The organism is Nitrosomonas marina (assembly GCF_900111605.1).
Taxonomy (GTDB): Bacteria; Pseudomonadota; Gammaproteobacteria; order Burkholderiales; family Nitrosomonadaceae; genus Nitrosomonas; species Nitrosomonas marina_A.
Genome location: NZ_FOIA01000011.1, coordinates 20,549 through 38,349, shown reverse-complemented (window position 1 = coordinate 38,349; position 17,801 = coordinate 20,549). Strand labels below are relative to the sequence as shown.

Annotated in this window: 15 protein-coding genes; all 15 read left to right on the top strand. The window is 51.9% G+C overall.

Annotated elements, in window-relative coordinates:
• Positions 1–10 precede the first annotated feature (10 nt).
• The 15 genes from BMY62_RS06515 to BMY62_RS06445 all read left to right on the top strand — a co-directional run bounded on the left by BMY62_RS06515 (position 11) and on the right by BMY62_RS06445 (position 17,491).
• Entirely contained in the window at positions 11–520 is a 510-nt protein-coding gene (locus BMY62_RS06515) for a phage tail protein (protein ID WP_090657886.1), read from the top strand.
• A gap of 19 nt (positions 521–539) precedes the next feature.
• Positions 540–1,397 (top strand): T4 family baseplate hub assembly chaperone, encoded by an 858-nt coding sequence (locus BMY62_RS06510; protein WP_090657884.1) that lies wholly within the window; start codon positions 540–542, stop codon positions 1,395–1,397.
• Positions 1,390–2,406 carry a hypothetical protein gene (locus BMY62_RS06505; RefSeq protein ID WP_090657882.1) on the top strand — a complete coding sequence of 339 codons (1,017 nt, stop codon included), beginning with the start codon at positions 1,390–1,392 and terminating at the stop codon, positions 2,404–2,406. Before BMY62_RS06510 ends, BMY62_RS06505 begins: the two co-directional genes overlap by 8 nt.
• 3 nt (positions 2,407–2,409) lie before the next feature.
• Positions 2,410–3,456, top strand: coding sequence for a Pvc16 family protein (locus BMY62_RS06500; protein ID WP_090657880.1), 1,047 nt, complete (start codon positions 2,410–2,412; stop codon positions 3,454–3,456).
• A 2-nt stretch (positions 3,457–3,458) separates the two neighbouring features.
• The gene (locus BMY62_RS06495) at positions 3,459–4,811 is read left to right on the top strand and encodes an ATP-binding protein (protein ID WP_090657878.1); all 1,353 of its coding nucleotides are present in this window, start codon (positions 3,459–3,461) and stop codon (positions 4,809–4,811) included.
• A gap of 13 nt (positions 4,812–4,824) precedes the next feature.
• On the top strand, positions 4,825–5,151 hold the full coding sequence (locus tag BMY62_RS06490; RefSeq protein ID WP_177170317.1) for a hypothetical protein: 327 nt from the start codon (positions 4,825–4,827) through the stop codon (positions 5,149–5,151).
• Positions 5,138–5,815, top strand: a complete 678-nt coding sequence (locus tag BMY62_RS06485) for a CIS tube protein (protein ID WP_218142944.1) — start codon at positions 5,138–5,140, stop codon at positions 5,813–5,815. The genes BMY62_RS06490 and BMY62_RS06485 overlap by 14 nt, the downstream gene beginning before the upstream one ends.
• Before the next feature lie 29 nt (positions 5,816–5,844).
• Complete coding sequence (locus BMY62_RS06480; RefSeq protein WP_090657874.1) at positions 5,845–6,135, top strand: hypothetical protein; 291 nt, start codon at positions 5,845–5,847, stop codon at positions 6,133–6,135.
• A gap of 30 nt (positions 6,136–6,165) precedes the next feature.
• The gene (locus BMY62_RS06475) at positions 6,166–7,299 is read left to right on the top strand and encodes a phage late control D family protein (RefSeq protein ID WP_090657872.1); all 1,134 of its coding nucleotides are present in this window, start codon (positions 6,166–6,168) and stop codon (positions 7,297–7,299) included.
• Positions 7,300–8,118 (top strand): phage baseplate assembly protein V, encoded by an 819-nt coding sequence (locus BMY62_RS06470; RefSeq protein WP_090657870.1) that lies wholly within the window; start codon positions 7,300–7,302, stop codon positions 8,116–8,118.
• A gap of 48 nt (positions 8,119–8,166) precedes the next feature.
• Positions 8,167–8,556, top strand: coding sequence for a GPW/gp25 family protein (locus BMY62_RS06465; protein WP_090657868.1), 390 nt, complete (start codon positions 8,167–8,169; stop codon positions 8,554–8,556).
• Positions 8,557–9,963, top strand: a complete 1,407-nt coding sequence (locus BMY62_RS16335) for a baseplate J/gp47 family protein (RefSeq protein WP_218142943.1) — start codon at positions 8,557–8,559, stop codon at positions 9,961–9,963. It begins immediately after the preceding gene.
• Entirely contained in the window at positions 9,960–12,818 is a 2,859-nt protein-coding gene (locus BMY62_RS06455) for a baseplate J/gp47 family protein (RefSeq protein ID WP_090657866.1), read from the top strand. The genes BMY62_RS16335 and BMY62_RS06455 overlap by 4 nt, the downstream gene beginning before the upstream one ends.
• An 8-nt stretch (positions 12,819–12,826) precedes the next feature.
• On the top strand, positions 12,827–14,398 hold the full coding sequence (locus tag BMY62_RS06450; protein ID WP_090657864.1) for a phage tail protein: 1,572 nt from the start codon (positions 12,827–12,829) through the stop codon (positions 14,396–14,398).
• Between the two features lie 69 nt (positions 14,399–14,467).
• Complete coding sequence (locus BMY62_RS06445; protein WP_090657862.1) at positions 14,468–17,491, top strand: DUF6519 domain-containing protein; 3,024 nt, start codon at positions 14,468–14,470, stop codon at positions 17,489–17,491.
• Positions 17,492–17,801: the final 310 nt, after the last annotated feature.

The window sequence follows — 17,801 nt, the reverse complement described above, 5'->3', positions numbered from 1 at the left end:
GGAGGTTTTTATGGCTGCACCAATGTTCCCGGCTAACGCGCATCGCTACGATCCCTATCGTACATTTATGTTTCAGGTGATTATAGACGGCGCGCCAGTTGCCGGTCTTAGAAAAATGAGCGTGTTGAAGAAGTCGACTGAAGCAGTAAAGTGGCGTTCTGCCGGTGATTCGGCTCACGAGCGCGTGATGCCGGGCGGTACCAGTTATGAGCCGATTACTCTTGAACAGGGATTGACGCACGATCCGGTTTTCGAAAACTGGGCGAATCTGGTGAACAATATTCAGGGTAACGCCGCAATGTCCCTGGTGAATTATCGTAAGGACATTGTATTGAATGTTTTGAATCTTCAAGGCGCGCTGGCAATGTCGTACCGGGTTTACGGTGCCTGGGTATCGGAGTTTCAGGCACTGCCTGAATTCGATGCGGGTACGATGAATACGGTGGGTATCCAGATGCTGACGCTTCAGCATAACGGCTGGGAGCGTGATACCAGTGTGACAGAACCAACTGAAACCTAGGCCCGATTCAGGATAAAACATGATGCAGCTACCGGGCGGGTTGATAGTAAACGGCGAACGCAGACGGGATTTTCAATTCCGCGAATTGACGGGTGAGTGTGAACTCATGCTGTGCGAACAGCCGACTCCGGCTCAGGATGACGTGTTTTGTCATGCGCAACGGGTGACGCATGTGTTATGTCAAAATCTTGCGAGTATCGGAGGACAGTCAGCGACCAGGGAGACGGTGAATGCGCTGAGCGTTGGTGATCGCCAGTTCCTGATGCGTCAACTGGCTGTACACATTGATGATGGTGTTGTCTGGTTGACTGCGGTTTGTGGTCAATGTACAGAAAAATTCGATGTCTCCTTCAGACATTCCGAGTTGCCGGTAAAACCGGCCGGAGAGCACTATCCGAGCAAAGATATCGAAATCAGTCTGGGCAAGGTGACAGTTTCCGTACCGACGGGGAACGACCAGCTGGCAGTCGTTGAAATTGCGAATCAGCAACAGGCCATGTGGCGATTGATTACACGTCTGGTCAGGAGGAAGGGTCGCCGGCAGCAATTGCAGCCTGAACAGTTGACAACGGAAGATATCGAGCAAATTGAAATTACAGCTGAAGCCATGTCGCCTGAAATTGCAACAGAGCTGTCAGCCAGCTGTCCGAACTGCCAGGCTGAGAACCGGCTGCCGGTTACTCCCTATAGTTGTTTCGATCGCTCTGCCGATGACCTGCTTAACGAGATTCATACTATTGCATTGTATTATCACTGGAGCGAGCAGGATATTCTGGCGCTGCCAAGTGCAAGACGCCAGCATTATATACAATTGATCGACCGCAGCCGTGGTATGGCCGACCGTCATCAGATGATTCATGGAGGACTGCATGGGTAGTTTTCTCCGAAATATTATTCAGGACGGTCGCCACGGCATGTCTTCAACCGTGACGATGTCGGAGCGCAAAATGCCATCAATGCAGAATGTCGAATTGGCAACGACTCATGAGACCATGGCAGCGCCCTTAAATACCGATATTGCTACTGCAACGAAGATCGATAGCCAAAATGCCGGCGCCGGTATTGCAGAAAATACGGGTGATGATTATATCGGTAAATATTCGGATGCATATCATGATGTACAGTCATATGCTGACATGACCGGATTGCATGACTTGCCAGATAAGCAGCCTGAGGCTGTATACCGGGCCCGGGTTGATTCAACAACTGAATCGCTGACTCATATCGGTACACCAGACGATAGCGAGTGTAAGATCCATGGTCCGACAGAATCGCGACAGACCAACCAGACGGAAACAACCGGAGAATTCGAGCAACTGCATACTGAATTATCACAACAAGATCGTGCAGCAGAAAACGGTGCGAACAAGCAGGGAAACGGTACGCAAAAAAGCTCTTCATCGTATTTGCTGAAAACCCGAATGAATGCCTCGGTCGATTTGAAGCATTCTGAACAGCGAATGGCACAGCACGTAGCAAGTGAAAAAAACAATACAACACGGTCGGCTCTATTAAATGAAGTTAAGTCAGATGACATGGTTACAGCTGAATATAACAGTGACGATTTCGCTGGCGTGAAATCGCCCGCAGCGCAGCACAGCGGTAACGAAGCACAACGGTCCCGGCCTGTTCATGTGAAAAACGGCCCGGATGTGTCCGAGTCGCAGCAGAATGGTGAGGTGAGTAAACCGTCTGTTGCCAGGCAAAAAACGCGTGCCGAAAGAAATGATCTCAGGCTGGCCAGGGAAAGTCGCCCCGCGCAAAACCCACAAGTAAATATTGGTGTGGTCAATGTCATTGTGGAAGGGCCAAAACAATCACGCGGTACTTCAAGTGGTGTCCGGCATGACGATCAGACCAGCCGTCGTTTTTTACGGAGCCTGTGAATTATGCCGCTGCCGGAATCGTCATTGTCCATTATCTGTGCCTCGATTGGCGATTATGTTCGCAACGGCGTCAATGCGGCGACCAACAATATTACTGTCAGTATTGCGGCGCCTGCAGAAGTCGCGGAGGACGATGATCAGCACCGTATCAACCTGTTTTTTTACCGCTTTGAGCCCGCGGGCATTCAATCGTCGGTTCGACCCGATGAATTCTGGCATATGCGCATGTATTGCCTGATTACGACATTCGGCATTGACGAGGACGATATTCCTGCAGGTGAAAATGATTTGCGCATGCTTGGAGAGGTCATGCGCATTTTTCATGAGCGTCCTGTATTGGCCGCAGTCAACATCGGCACGGTTAGCGTGCGCTTGCAGGTGGTTTTTACCCCGGTAACGGATGAGCAGATCAATCAGATCTGGTCAACGCAAAGCGATACAGTGTACAGGCCGTCGGTGCTTTATGAACTGGCGCTCGCGCCGGTGATACCATCGCAACTCAGAACCGAGCCGCCGCTGGTGGGCAGTTTAGGACACCAGGTTTTCGGTGACCCGGCGCAGCGCTACAGCGGATTTTCTGGAAATGTATCCGGGCCGCGTGTGCCGTTACGGCGTGTTGATATAGCCAATCCCCAATGGGTGCCACAGATATGCTGGATTTACCAGAATACGTGCGTGCAGACGCTCAGTTTTGATATAGATAGTCCAGAGTTTGCCGGCTTTTCGCCGGACTTGTGGATAGCCGGCGACAGCGGCGAGAATGTCAGTTTGGTCTGGGAAGTATGGGATTCCAATGGCTGGCGCCAGATCGGCGCGCCGCATGTGGTTACCCCGTTTAACGATACAATCGATCCCGTGCAGATTCCGGCACCGGTCCCGGGTCTCTTTCCGGAAACCCTGCCGCTGCCGCTGCCTGTTACTATTCCTGTCGATGAAAATGCCGCTCAGGGTTTGCTGTATGCAACCCGCAGTATAGTCGTGATAGAAGGGCAGCCGGCTGTCGAGATTCGCAGCAACCCGTTACTGATTAGCCTGTACAGGACAACCTAGAGATGAACGCCGCCGTTGAAGCCATCTCACCCGTAAATTTGCAGGCCGAATGGGAACGCGTCGAAATGCTTGCGCACTGCCTGTTGTTGTCACGTACCGGACGACATCCGCAGGATGATGCGCTGAAACGGCTTGAAGAGCTTCAGTCCCAGGTTGATCGGTTACGTCAATCAATCAACAATCCATGGGCCAAACTGGCTGTCCGGCAGTTGACGCCGCTTGGTGTTGACGTACTGGCTTGTGTGCTGGCAAGCGAAGCGCTACCAAAAACCGGCTGGCTGTATCAGGAACTACAGCCGGCAAACCCGCAACCGTTTGTAACTGCCGCATTGCTGCAGCAGATACTGGCGCTGGATTACAATGAATTTCATCATGTTCGGCAAATGACCGCGGCTGGTGGAGAATTACGGCGGCTCAATCTGATCGAATCGGATCATGACAGTGCGTTTGCATTGTTACGTCCCGGTAAAAAGGCGCTGGCACGCCTGATGGATTTGCCGGAAGCCGAGGAGACCCCGCCCGGCGCCTACCCGGTCAGGCAGCGCGCAGTGTGGGACGACCTGGTTTTGCCGCCCGATCGAGAACGGATTCTGCGTGAATATCTGATGTGGCTGCGTCATCGCGAGACTGTGGTCGACCGGTGGGGCGGTTATGAGCTGGGTGGACCGGTGGCGCTGTTCAGCGGTTCATCGGGTACAGGCAAGACGTTTGCGGCAACCGTGATTGCCAATGAAATGGGCTGGCCGCTGTACCGGGTCGATCTGGCGCGCCTGGTCAGTAAGTATATCGGCGAGACTGAAAAAAACATCGGCAAGCTGTTCGACGCGGCGCACGGCAGGGAAATGGTGCTGCAATTCGATGAAGTCGATGCGCTGATGAGTAAGCGTGGTGAAATCAAGGAAGCGCGAGACCGGTATGCGAACATGGAAGTAAGCTATCTGCTGGCACGCATTGAGGATCATCATGGTCCATGCATTTTGACAACCAATTTGCGTAGCCAGATTGATAAGGCTTTTTCGCGTCGGTTTCAGGTTGTTGTCGAATTCCCAAGGCCTGATCACAGGGCGCGTGCGCAGTTATGGCAGCGGATGCTGCCTCCGCGCGCTCCGCGAGCTGATGACCTGGATATCAGTTTTTTGTCGCAGGCAGTCAACCTGACCGGCGGCAATATTCGTAATGCCGGGCTGCACGCTGCGTATCTTGCGGCTGAAGAAAAACAACCGATTTCGCTGGAGCATATCGCAATTGCCGTTTACCGTGAACTGGCCAAAGACCGGCCACAACTGAATAAAAATGATCTTGGTCCCTTGGCAAATTATCTGCCGCAGTCTGTATGCGGAATGGAGAACACCTGATATGAACGAGTGCATGCTAACGATCGAAAAAATGAACCTGAAGCTGCCGCGAGGTTTTGAAAAGCGGGCCGATGCGATTGCACGCGAAGTGGCGCGACAGCTTGCACGCATGCCGCTGACACAATCGTATGAATACAAAACGCTCATGGTTCCCGGTGTGGTTATTTTCAATGGCGAAACCGATCAGGTGATTGCTAGACGGATTGCTCAGTCAATTCACGGGCAACTGCACGCTCCTGCTCAATCGAAACAGTCCGGTCTATACAGTCAGGATACTGAAATATCTACCGCGCAAAACAAATACAACCCATCGATGGAGAAAAGACGTGGCATTGATTAATTTAACCCGAGGCATTCTGATTGAGTACGGATTGTCGATACCACCGCTGGTACTGCAATTTGAATTTAATCCCCAGACTCTTTCGCGCACGCGTTCAATCAGTATTGTGACCGGTAACGCACCGGGAACGCGCGGCGGTTACGATTTTGCCCTGCCCACTGAAACACCGCGCGTAGCGCAAGGTGTCACAATCGAGCCTGAGCAATTCAGTATGCAAATCCTGATAGATGCCACCGATCGCATGAGCGACCCGTCCTCACCAGGACATGGCCCCGCGGTTGCGTTTGGTATAGAGCCTGAACTGGATACGCTGCGCAGTATGGTCGAACCCAAGACGCAGGGGCCCGGAGGCGTGCAAATGCTGTCCAGCCTCGGTCTGGGGGGCAACAAGGCATTTCAGCGTGATGAACATCCATCGGTATTGTTGCTGGTCTGGGGTACGCATGTACTGCCGGTATTTTTGACCAGCGTACAGGTAGAGGAAGTGGCGCATTTGCCGACGCTAATGCCTTACCGTGCGAATGTGACGCTCAGTTTTCAGGTGATTGAAAGCAACAATCCGTTTTATCAGGTGGAAAAAATACGCCAGACGGCTGGCGCGGCGATCAATCTGGCCAGTGGTGTGTCGGTGTCGTTCTCGGCGTCTTTCGGTGCGTCATTTTAGAGATGAATCTTTAAAAAAGGACAGGTGCGATGTTATTAAAAAAATCACGGTACAGAAATGCCGGTTTTTTTCAAACGGAAAATGACGGCGATGATGTGTTTCCGGGGGTACGTGCACGCGAAATCGGTCCGGCGGCCGGCATGATTGAACATGAAATCCAGGCCGGTAACCGGCTTGATCAACTGGCGCGCCACTATTATAACGATGATCGACTATGGTGGCGCATCGTCGATGCCAACCCGGCTTTTCTGTTTGCCGGCGATATGCTCGATGAGACCATGCAGGGATCGGTATTGCTGATCCCAAGATTAAAGGAATGAATTGAAGTTTAACGAATAACGGAAACGGAAATGGGGCTTCTGGATCTGCTCAGTAAAAAGAAACTGCAACCGGCCGAGTGCGTCGTCAAGCTCGATAACGAGGAAATCGATGATATGTATCCGGCACTGGTTGAAGTGACTGTGGAAGCCGACCGCAGTCGTGCCACAACAGCAACGCTGGTGCTTGAGGCGCGTCGATTGGAGGACGGGCTTTGGACCGTGCAGGATGACGACCGCTTCAAACCGTGGGTATCCGTCAGAATCGAAGCGGTATTCGGTGATGAAACGGAAGAAGTGATGCGTGGCTACATCAAAGAAGTGCGCGCCGAATATCCGCCGGAGCGTGGTGGTGCAAAGGTTACGGTATCGTGTCAGGACCACTCGCTGCAACTGGACCGTGAACACATCGAGCAGCGCTGGGGACAGGATGCGCCGACAACGGACGGTGCAATTGCAACCGAAATAGCGATCCGAAACGATCTCGGCATACTTGGGGAGGTCGGTGAAGGCCAGACAGTACAGGATGTACTGCAGAATACGACCGACATTAAATTTTTGCAGCGCCGCGCTCAGGCTAATGGATACGAAATCATTTTTCAGGAAGGCATGCTGCATTTCGGCGAAATGCGGCTTGATGCCGAAACGCAGCCGACAATAATGGTATACGCAGGTCCGGACACCAACTGCATCAGCTTTAATATTCAGGACGACGGCCATAAACCGGACAGTGTCGCGTATCAGGTAGCGGCAGAAGTCGGTGCCGAAGAACCGGCAACCGAAGTAACGCCGAATCTGCGCAGACTTGGCAACGAGTGGGCCGACAGTACCGGCGCGGGATTAAATGATTTTATCTGGCGGCCGCAGCGTCAGGGTGTCAGCGATGCGACGCAAATGGCAGCCATCGCCCAGCACATGGCCAATGAACAGTCGATGAAAATCAATGTGGATGGCGAGCTCGACGGCAGTTTGTACGGTCATGTATTGCGTATCGGCGAGCCCGTCGGCGTAGATGGCGTCGGGGAACGTTACAGCGGTACATACTATGTCGATTCTGCGACGCACCGTTTTGACATCAACGGATATAAAGTATCTTTCCGTCTGCTGCGAAATGCCTATGGCGATGATCTGGGCGAGTCTGACAATCCGCTAGCGGGAGTGGTGTAAATGGAACAATTGATTCATCAAATCGCACAGCAGTCACAGCAGCGTTACTATGGAAAATATCGCGGTTTTGTGACTGATAACCAGGATCCCGAGAAACGTGGCCGGTTGAAGGTGAGTGTGCCTTCGGTACTGGGTGACCAGGATACCGGCTGGGCGCTGCCTTGTCTGCCGTTTGGCGGCCTGACCAATCAGGGATTATTTATGATTCCGGAGGTGGATGCTCAGGTATGGGTGGAGTTCGAAGAAGGAAATCTGGACCACCCAATCTGGGTTGGCGTATTCTGGCAGCAGGAGAGCGACACGCCGCAGGAAGCCGCGCTGGATGAACCGACGACGCGGATTATTCGCACTCCGTCCGGGCATGTGCTTCAGTTTGATGATGCCAGTGGGGAAGAGCAATTCCGTCTGGCACATCCATCCGGTACCGAAATGACCATTGATCCGCAAGGAACTGTCAACACCACGGACGCAGCGGGCAACTCCATGACACTCGATGCACAGAGCAATACTGTTACGCTGGAAGATGCCAACGGCAACCGCCTGACGATGGATAGCAGCGGTACTGAAATCAAAGACAGTAACGGTAATACCATACAGATGGCCGCCAGCGGCATTACGGTCGAGGGTGTTCAGATCGTTATCAAAGGCACAACAGTCGACGTGGCGGGTCAAGGAGGTGAGCCGTTGATTAAGGCACAGACATTTCTGTCTTTATTCAACGCACATACGCATGTATGTACAGCGCCAGGGTCGCCCTCTGGACCACCAGTGCCACCGCTGACACCGGTTGTATTAACCACTAAAACCAAGGCACAGTGAACGGATGACGGATGAAAACAATGGTGAAAGCTACAGGAGGGGCAAGTGATGGCGACCCGGTTGAATAATCCCGATTACATGAAGTTTCCGCTGCAGATCGGAGAAAACGGTGCTGCAGTAAGCACACGCCAGCGTCATGTGCGTGAACAGATCGAACAGGTGCTGTTTACAGATACGGGGGAACGTTGGTATCGGCCGGAATTCGGTATCGGTGTTCGGGCGCTGGTGTTTGAACCAAACAGCCAGGCGTTGTGGGAGGTGACCAAAAAACGCCTGTCCGCATCGCTCAATGAAACCCTGGCAGGAGAGGTCGCGCCGGCAAGTCTTGAAGTGAATGTGACGGGAGATGGAGAAAAACTCTATATCACGATTGCCTATACGCTGGCGACGCTGAATCAAGGCGAGCAGCTCGAGTTTGTTGTAGGAGGGAGCAAGTAAATGGCAGAACAACCGTCATCCGAGTTGTTTTTTAATGATGCCTGCAGCGACTGCGGATATCGGCAGGTAAGGTTGCCTGAGCCATTGCCTGTTGTTGGCGATGACTTCGACTGGCTGGTACGCGATTATGACGGCTTCCGCTTGTTTATGCTCGAGGAACTGGCAGCGCGCTTTCCGGAAAGGCGGCGATGGACGCCGGCCGACATGGAAGTGGTGATTGTAGAAACGCTGTCGGTAGTGTTGGATCAACTGTCCGATATGCTTGATCGTGTACAGGCTGAGGCGTTTCTCGAGACGGCGCAGCGGCCGGATTCAGTACGGCGGTTACTGGCAATGATCGGATACGATGCAGTCAGTCAGGCTGCAGCAGAGGCAAAGATTCCTGACGCTGATGGCGCTGCCGGCGAGGGTGAAGCGGCCAGAAGAATACGGTTACGGGCATTTCACTTGTCATTACAACGATATCTCTCGGACTATCAGGATGTTGTTGACGAATTGACGCCGGCACAACAGTCCGGCCTGCAGGCATTTATTGACAACCCTTTAAGCGCCACGGCAGCAGCCCTTGATGCGGTACAGCAGTTTCTTGATAACGCGCCGGATTTTGTGCAGCGCGCACGCAATGAAACGCTGCACAGTTTTTGGACACTATACCCGCATGAAATGGAAAAAGCCCGTACGCTTGGTCCGCGCTCCATTTATATGCAAAAACGGATGGTGACCGAAGATGACTACGCCGAAAGGCTGGAAGACCATCCGCTGGTGTTGCGTGCGCATGCATACAACAGCTGGACGGGGTCATGGAATACTGTGTATGCCGCTGTAGTGATATCGGAAAACATGATGCTTGACAGTCCATTGACGGTGGCTGCGGTCGGCGGTGCTGATTCATTTCAATTACTGCAGGCGTCAGTCGATCAGTTCAACCGCCGTTATGAGCTCGATGATGTTGACTGGGCGGCAGAACCCACTCCACGGGTCATTCTGCGTCCATACCTGGATGCATACAGAATGGCTGCTCAGGAAGTGTTTTTACAGGATGCGCAGTTTATCGGTATCAATATTACACTGTCTGTGCGTGTGGCCGAAAATTACTTTCAATCTGAAATCCGTCATGACATTAACTTCTCGCTGAGCACGGAGCTGGGGGGCTTTTTTGCACCGGGGCGGCTGGCTTTTGGCGAAGATGTGCATGCGGGTGATATTATCGAAACGATTATGAGTCTGGACGGAGTGGACGCGGTCTGCCTGAACCGGTTTAAACGTGTCGGCCGGCGTTATCCGAATCAGGCCGATTCAGGACGCATTCGTCTGGAAGGGCTGGAAATCGCTACATGTAATAACGATGCGCAGCAACCGGCGCTGGGAATTTTGCGCGTTATACTGCACGGAGGTCAACGCGGATGAACGGGCTGCCTGATAAAAAAGATTTGACGCGCTGGAACCGTTCCGGTTTGAGACGGTTCCGTTATGTGGATGGTAATGCCATTATATTCCTGGAAACATTGCGGCAGGCTCAGCGTGATTCGTTCACCGAGAGTGGCAAATTACAGTGGCAGTCGCTGGAAACGGCTATAGCACAGCCATCAAATGAGACGGCTGAGCAGCGCCAGGCACGCTGGTTGCAGCAATATCACGCTGAACGTCGTGATTACGCCTGGGAGATCCTGCGCAGCTATGCCAGGGCAGTTCATATACTTGGCGAGTATCTCGATGCTTACGCCAATGAGACGTTTATTCGAACCGCGACGCAGTGGCGGCATGTGCGTCGTCTTGTAAATATGCTCGACTATCATCCGGCGCCACCAGCTTCCGCCCAGACACCGATCGTAATTATGGCCAAGGATGGCAAATCAGGGACGCTCACGGCCGGTTTTACCTTCAAGAATGCACCCGAAGACGGCAGCAAGCCGTCCGTTTTTGAAACACTGAACGATCTGGATGTCGACAGCAGGATGAATGAGATTCGAGTCCTCGACTGGAATAAATCACAAATTGATTTTGTGTACAACGATAGTACTCGTTCGGCTGTTTTCCCCTTGAGTGCGCCGGTTGAGGACATATCTGTTGGTACCCCTGGCATGCTGCTGGTTGATGTCGGCACACAGACCAAAGGACTGGCGGTTAAAGTCACTGGTGTTTCCAATCAGCAGGTCATATTGCAGGGAGAAAACAGACCGGCCGGTTTCCCGCAAGTTAGCAAAAGACACCAGGTGCGGCTTTTGCTCAAGCCCGATTTCAAGCAGTCGCCCAGAATCAGCGGTGATAATGTGGTGATACTAAAATCCGATCACGGTCTGAGCGAGAATGCGGTGATTGCCTGGAAATCGGGATCAACCTGGATAGCAGCGATCGTCAAGGAAATTCAGAATGATCGTGTACGTTTGTCGCGTACGGCCCCTGTTCCGGGCACGGCGCTTTATTTGACTGCTTTTTCTGATGCGCGTGATATGAATGTGGGCGGCAGTAGCGTGCGCCGCGTGATTCTGCCACTGGTTGATCATCGGGAGCAATGGGGCCTGTTTGATGAAAATTTGCAAAAGATTAACAGTTATGCAACGTATAACCAGGACGGGCAGCCGGTATATACCTACAAAAACGGCGATTATTATGATCGGGTGTATTTTATTCCGAAAGACAGTGCCTCAGTAACTGCTGAAGCTGTTGCGACAGTGCTCGAGAGCAAACCTCAGTACATGTCATTCGATGGCGACCCGGGAATGCTGTCGACTGGAGACTGGTTGATTGTACAGACAGGTACCGGTGGGCGTGCGGCGGTTGTGACCGCCCTCGTTGAAAATGAACATGATTATCAGCTTGAGTTTTCGGGTGCTTTTTCTGCAGATGGGATAATGTTGTTCGCCCAGTTTGAAGTGGAATTGCGACCGTCAAATTATGATGTCAACGAAACGCCCGTTTTTTTGATCGAACCGCAGCACCGCTCAGACAATCACAGTTTTTTGCCTTTGGCGCTAATACAATTCCCGGAGTTATTGTCTATCGGCAGGAAATTGATTGTCGAAGGCAAAAGCAGCGCAATGGCGGTAATGGTCAAGGATATTGACTTGTTAAATAAGCGGGTCAAGATTGAACCGGCCATTCCCGGCAGCGAATTGACCGGCAGTGGAGTCACTAATGACTATACCCGTTATTACACAAAAATTTACGGCAATGTAGTGCAATCCGGCCATGGGGAGACGCGAAAGGAAAAAATACTGGGCTCGGGAGACGCTACGCGACTGAACCAGCAATTCGATTTTGATGTTGAACAGATTAGTTTCGTTGCAGATCCGAAATTCCCCAACGGCGTGCGTTCAGCAATCACCATTCAGATTGAAAACCGGACCTGGCAGCAGGTGGCTACGCTGAACGATTCCGGCCCGGAAGATCCGCACTATGCCGTGCGGATGAAGGAGGATGGCACGTTGCAGATCGAATTCGGTGACGGGGTGCATGGCCGTCGTTTGCCCACCGGCAGTAATAATGTTCGTATCATACATCGCGTTGGCGGTGGCTTGTCCGGAAATCTGGCTGCAAACAGCTTGAGGAAAGCAGTCAAACCCGATCCACTCGTTGAAGCAATATACCAGCCGATACCGTCGAGCGGTGGAAATGATATGGAAGCCGTCGAATCGATGCGTGACAATGCACCCGGTAGTATTCTGGCGCTTGATCGCGCAGTGTCGCTTGCCGATTTTTCGCACCTTGCAGCACGTTATAGCGGCGTGTGGCAGGCGCGGGCTTACCAAAAATCGTCAGTACGCAAAAAACACATTGAGGTTGCGATTGTTCCTGCTGGGGGTGGCAAGCCGGGTGGCCTTGCAGATGCAGTGAGTGCGTATCTGCGGAACCATGCCCTGCCTGGTGTCGCTATTCAAGTGGAGCCATTTGAGCCGGTCATTCTCGACGTCAGAGTTGTTATTCGTGTTAAAGCCGATGAATTTGATCCGGATCTGGTAAAAGAGGAAGTGTTGCAGACACTGGCAGCTGCGTTTTCTCTGAAAAACTCAAGACTGGGACAACCGTTCTATCTCAGTGCCGTGTTCAAAGTCGTGGAAGGTGTTACGGGTGTTGCAAACAGCCAATGTGAGATTAACCCTGACGGGTTTTTCGATACTGATGGTAATCCGGTGACAACCCGACTGATCACCCGGGGTATTGACGGCGCCATTAAACGCGTATCGGTATTTGACTATCAGGCGGTATACATCGACAGAGCATTATCGGTAATCGATATCACGGCGCAGGCCTTCGATTTATAGGACAAAATATGGCTGACAAAAATCATGCAGAAACGCTTTTCCGGATAATACCGGCTGTTTACCGTAATCGTGACAGCAGGCAATACGGAGGCAGCGGTGATCTGAAGAAATATTTTTCCGGTAATGCAGTTTTGCTGAATCAGCTGCATGCGACGCTGGAACAGTTTCTGGCCGATCATTTTCCGGACAATCCGAATGCTGGTGCGCCGGCTTGCCAGGACTGGCTGTTGCCGTATTTTGCTGATTTGCTTGATGTGCGCCTGGTTTCACCGCTTGCAAAGGGTCGGCGCGATGAAATCGCCAGAGCGATACGCTGGCGTCAGGGAAAAGGTACACTGCGTGTTGTTGAAGAAATTGCCGAATCGGTTGCGCAGCTGGAAGTGGTGCTTCAGGAAGGATGGAAACGTGTTGCCGTAACGCCCCGGCTGAATGTGCCGTTAATGCCTGAAATTCATTATGGATTGTCAGATGCAGTGCCTTTGACGCCACCTTCAATTGCTGCCCGTCATCCTGGTCTGCCGGCAGTGACGCCTGATTTCAGATGTCCTTCAGGAGCGGTAAAATCAAACACCAGCAATCCTGCCGCGCAACAAAGCAGTATCGATGGCGATACACGAACCTGGCGCCAAGTGAGTTTTCATGGCGCGCCATGTTACCCGAACAGCTTTGAGGATGTGTCCCGCCGTACTGTCGATTTTCGCAGCGGAGACTGGTGTTCTGGCCATTTCCATCCAGACAGGATTCTGCTTTACACAGTGCCGCCAGCCGGTTTTTTTCCGGACCGGATACAAACGGTGAACTGGTCTCAAGAACCGAGTGAAGCATTTTTGAGGCTTATCGACGTAATTACCGAAAACAATACCACGGTCTATCGGAACAGAACATTCGGTAAAGACAACTTTGTTCCGGTCAATATCCGCCGTACGATTCAGCTTGGTCAGGTCGAAGATGGCGTGGGCGATCCCGATTTTCATACCTGGCGCTTTGAGGGCGTCAATTTACTGAATACGCTGGAACTGGATTCGGGTCGCGTGGAATTAGTGAAATGTGCCGCGCGCAAGGTGGAAGTGCACAGTATCGATAAAGTGTCTGCCGTGATTACTGCGCAAAATTGTTTATTCAGACAGATACAGGTGGCACGCGGGCGAGTCAAGCTGGAATACTGCACTGTTCTGGAATCCACACTCAGCGAATACCTTCTTGCCAGCGACTGTATTTTTCTGGGGTTGATACACCGGCATCATTTGCCCGATTTGACGCCGCCGGAGCAGCATTGCTTACGCTATTCGCGCATAGCGCGGAATCAGGATGCGGGCGATATGCGGCTGATTCATACCACGCGGGATTTGCCGGTCATGCTGTCAAAGCGTTTTGGCGACCGTAGCAGCGGGGTATTGCATCCAGCTACGCCGAGAACAATTACACGCGGCGCAGAGGACGGCACTGAAATGGGTGCGTATCACAGCGGGTATTTGAGTTTTCTTGCGGATGCCGTGGTTGAAAAATTACGCGACTATTTGCCATTGGATAAGCAAGCGCTTGTAATTCCCGATTCGCGTTTGCTGGCTATTCCTGAGTGAACGGAGGGGAACTGCTGTTTGTAGAAATCGAGCCTGGCGTTTTATTCTGCTACTAACGGAATTCTGACTATGAAAACACATATATCACGAAACAGTTTTGATGCCAAAAAGCGATATTCCGGTATTTACCAGCAAATGGGTAGAATGCTGACCGATGCTGACTGGAATGAGTTGGCAGATATTGATAAAAGCAGAGTGACCAATGCTCTGATCGATGTGATCGGCAGTGGCACGCCGCGAGAACGAGGGCTGGTCGGTATTACCGAAAATCCGGATGGCAGCAGAAGTTATGCACTGCAGTGGGGTTATTGTTATGTTGACGGCTTGATTGCACAGGTGCGCCCGGATCCCGCAGCAACGTTGTCGGATGCCAGTGGAATTGTTTTCGAATATGAGCACCAGGCAGATTTTCCCGGTGCTCCGACGTTGCCAGGTGGGGATTATCGATTGTATGTCGACATCTGGGAACGCACCGTTATTGCACTGGAAGATACTGACCTGCGCGATCCGGGCCTGCACGGTGCAGATACGTGTACGCGGACGCAAACGATGGCGCAGGTCAAGTGGTGCGAAACCGATGTGGATCCTGAAGACAATGTGCAAAATCCGTCTGTGGGTAATGCAAAACTGACATTGACGGTGCGCCAGGGCAGCACCGAACCTGACCCATGCGACCCTTGTGCTGATGAGATCGCGTTGCAGGACAAGCTTGGAAATTACCTGTTTCGGGTAGAAGTGCACCATGTTCAGTACGATGGTATTAGCGGACAGCCGCAGCGAGTGGTACTCAAATGGTCTTCGGAAAATGGTGCGGAACAGCACATAATTGACGACGAGCCTCCCGGTTTCAGTTCAAGTAACTGGGTATACGAGTTTTTTGACGGATACTCCGATCCTGATGCATTGACGCCCGAGACCTATGACAGTGAAAAGCATTTAGGCAAGCATCTGGCAACGGCTTTTACACCGGCCCGTGGCGAACTGGTCAATGGATATCCAGGTTCGGCACCCTCGGGTTTTACCGCAGTGCGCCGGTGGGACGGATATTGTGAGCTCGAGAAATCCGGTACTGAATGGGTGTTGCTGGGTGGCGCCGACCGTGGCGTAACGCTGTCTACCAGCTCAAGCGCCGATGCGCACGGCCATGTGATTGAAGGCAGTACAATATCAATCAATCATGACGTCATGACATTGATCATAGAGCTTGCAGACTGGCAGATGCTGGCCGGAGATTTCTGGTATACAGTGGTGCGGCAGACGGTCAATGTAGCGGGTGAAACGCTGTTGTCGACTGCCGAACCTGCTGGTATTCATCATCATTACATGTTGCTGGGTACGATAAGCGGTGGTGTATTCGCGCCGGAAGAGAGCCTGATTTGCCAGCGCTTTGGATTTCCACCACTGACGGATTTGCAGGCCGGGGATGTATGTTATCGCGTGCCTGACTGCGGAGACAACGACCAACCTACAGTTGCCAGCCTGCTCGCGCAACTGCTGGGGGGAGATTTTCCAGACAGTTCAAATATGCGGGCCAATGTAAGGCAGATTATCGACGCACTGTTGTGCCATCATGCGGCGACGACGTTGCCGGTTATTAAGGATGAAACGCTATGCCAGTCATTGCAGGCGCCTGAAATCCGCAGTGTCCAGGATGCATTGAACCTGTTATGTCAACGTGAAATTGACGGATGTGCGACATATACTGTTTTCCCGCGTCCAGGCTGGGAATCTGTGTTTGACCAGATCTTTGACAATCAGGATGCTTCGTTGTGCTTTCGCGAGGGAGAGTATCAGCTGTCGACGGAAAAGCAGGTACAGGGCAAGGGCCATCTGAAAATCTCCGGGGCAGGCCCCGGCACGCGTATTATCACCAGTACAGGTGAAACGGCGTTACGGTTCGAGGCATGCGCCAGTGTGACGATACGTGACATGTATGTCGAAGCCCGCTCGGCCGGCAACGCTGGAGACTTAAAAACGCTTAATGGCGCATTGACGTTTCAAAACTGTGCGCAAGTACACCTTAATCAGGTAACGTTGCGTAATGCGGCCGGTACTCGGCCGGGCGCAACATGTTTAACAGTGCGGCATACCGATTCGCAAACAGGCACGGCGCAAATCCAGGGATGTTACTGCGATGTGGGGCATCAGCAGATTGGTATGCTGTTTTTGAATATGGAGCGGTTGACGGTTCGGGACAATCATATAAAAACACGTCCCAAACCGCGCAGCTGGACACTGCAGACACAGTTGGGCGACAGGCTTTTTGCCGCAAGAGCGCGGCGTCTGCTGATCAACAATGGCGAAGTCAGGAATTTTGAGAGTACACGCGCTGCCGGGAAGAAGAATATCCAAATGGATGCGGTCAACAGCAATCGTCGCATCATGATTGAATCACCTGTGGCCGGCAATGTCTGGAAAACGAGTCTGACCCAGGAACTCGGCGCTAACACAGTTGCCAGTAATCAGCTATTGTTAAATACCGCTAAAACAATTGCTGCCAGAGTACTGACCGATCCGGTTTATCGTGCCAGTATTCTCCCATTTGAAAACTGGTTTACCGCATTAGGCAGTCAGAATCCGTCTGTCGCTTATAAAGGCATTGTCTGTGGTGGACGCACTGCAAGGGATGTGCGTATATTGAATAATTCTCTGGATGGCGTCCAGGAAGGCATACACATCGGTGTCAGCGACCGTAAACAGAGCGGGAATCAGCGCTATCAAGCGGGCCGAGTCACAATAGAAGGCAATACCATCCACGTATTGCTGCCGCCAGTAACGGTCCATCGCAGAGGTGGAATTTTTTGCGGCAACTGCAATCATTTATCGATTATTGATAATCATATTACAATTCAGCGTTTTTCATTCAGTCGTCAGACTGAGATTGAGGGTATTCGGATTTTTGGCACAATGGGACGTATGTTTATTGTTCGGCAAAACTATATGAGCAACTGTACCATTGGTGTCAGAGTACATCCGATCGGTTCCAATCCGGATATCAATAATCAGTGGATGGTGGCAGATAACATGATGCCACAGGCCAGTCTGGCCGTGGTGGCTCCGTCTTCGGTTATGAAAACTAATAATTTAAAATAAATTTAGTTACGAACTGCGACCACTCTTGTCTGGAAGCAGGCCGGGAAATTGAAGTGGAATGATTAAAGCAACAAAAAGCTTGACTTTTTTAATTGATGGAGTAGCATGGAATTTCACGCGCCAGTCCTATTGGTATAGGCAGATTGAGAACGGGTTTTGTGAGAGTTAGTACACAGAGGAGACTTTGGTTCTGAAGCTTACAGGCATTTAACGGACTTGATGTGGGGTTCAATACCCTTAAGTGTGATTTGAGAGATCAGATTGCAAAAAGCGAGGCAGTTAATGGCTCGCTTTTTCACTCTCCCTCCGT

Coding starts and splice junctions, on each gene's coding strand:
- BMY62_RS06515 (WP_090657886.1), top strand. CDS start 11: ATGGCTGCACCAATGTTCCCGGCTAACGCGCATCGCTACGATCCCTAT.
- BMY62_RS06510 (WP_090657884.1), top strand. CDS start 540: ATGATGCAGCTACCGGGCGGGTTGATAGTAAACGGCGAACGCAGACGG.
- BMY62_RS06505 (WP_090657882.1), top strand. CDS start 1,390: ATGGGTAGTTTTCTCCGAAATATTATTCAGGACGGTCGCCACGGCATG.
- BMY62_RS06500 (WP_090657880.1), top strand. CDS start 2,410: ATGCCGCTGCCGGAATCGTCATTGTCCATTATCTGTGCCTCGATTGGC.
- BMY62_RS06495 (WP_090657878.1), top strand. CDS start 3,459: ATGAACGCCGCCGTTGAAGCCATCTCACCCGTAAATTTGCAGGCCGAA.
- BMY62_RS06490 (WP_177170317.1), top strand. CDS start 4,825: ATGCTAACGATCGAAAAAATGAACCTGAAGCTGCCGCGAGGTTTTGAA.
- BMY62_RS06480 (WP_090657874.1), top strand. CDS start 5,845: ATGTTATTAAAAAAATCACGGTACAGAAATGCCGGTTTTTTTCAAACG.
- BMY62_RS06475 (WP_090657872.1), top strand. CDS start 6,166: ATGGGGCTTCTGGATCTGCTCAGTAAAAAGAAACTGCAACCGGCCGAG.
- BMY62_RS06470 (WP_090657870.1), top strand. CDS start 7,300: ATGGAACAATTGATTCATCAAATCGCACAGCAGTCACAGCAGCGTTAC.
- BMY62_RS06465 (WP_090657868.1), top strand. CDS start 8,167: ATGGCGACCCGGTTGAATAATCCCGATTACATGAAGTTTCCGCTGCAG.
- BMY62_RS16335 (WP_218142943.1), top strand. CDS start 8,557: ATGGCAGAACAACCGTCATCCGAGTTGTTTTTTAATGATGCCTGCAGC.
- BMY62_RS06455 (WP_090657866.1), top strand. CDS start 9,960: ATGAACGGGCTGCCTGATAAAAAAGATTTGACGCGCTGGAACCGTTCC.
- BMY62_RS06450 (WP_090657864.1), top strand. CDS start 12,827: ATGGCTGACAAAAATCATGCAGAAACGCTTTTCCGGATAATACCGGCT.
- BMY62_RS06445 (WP_090657862.1), top strand. CDS start 14,468: ATGAAAACACATATATCACGAAACAGTTTTGATGCCAAAAAGCGATAT.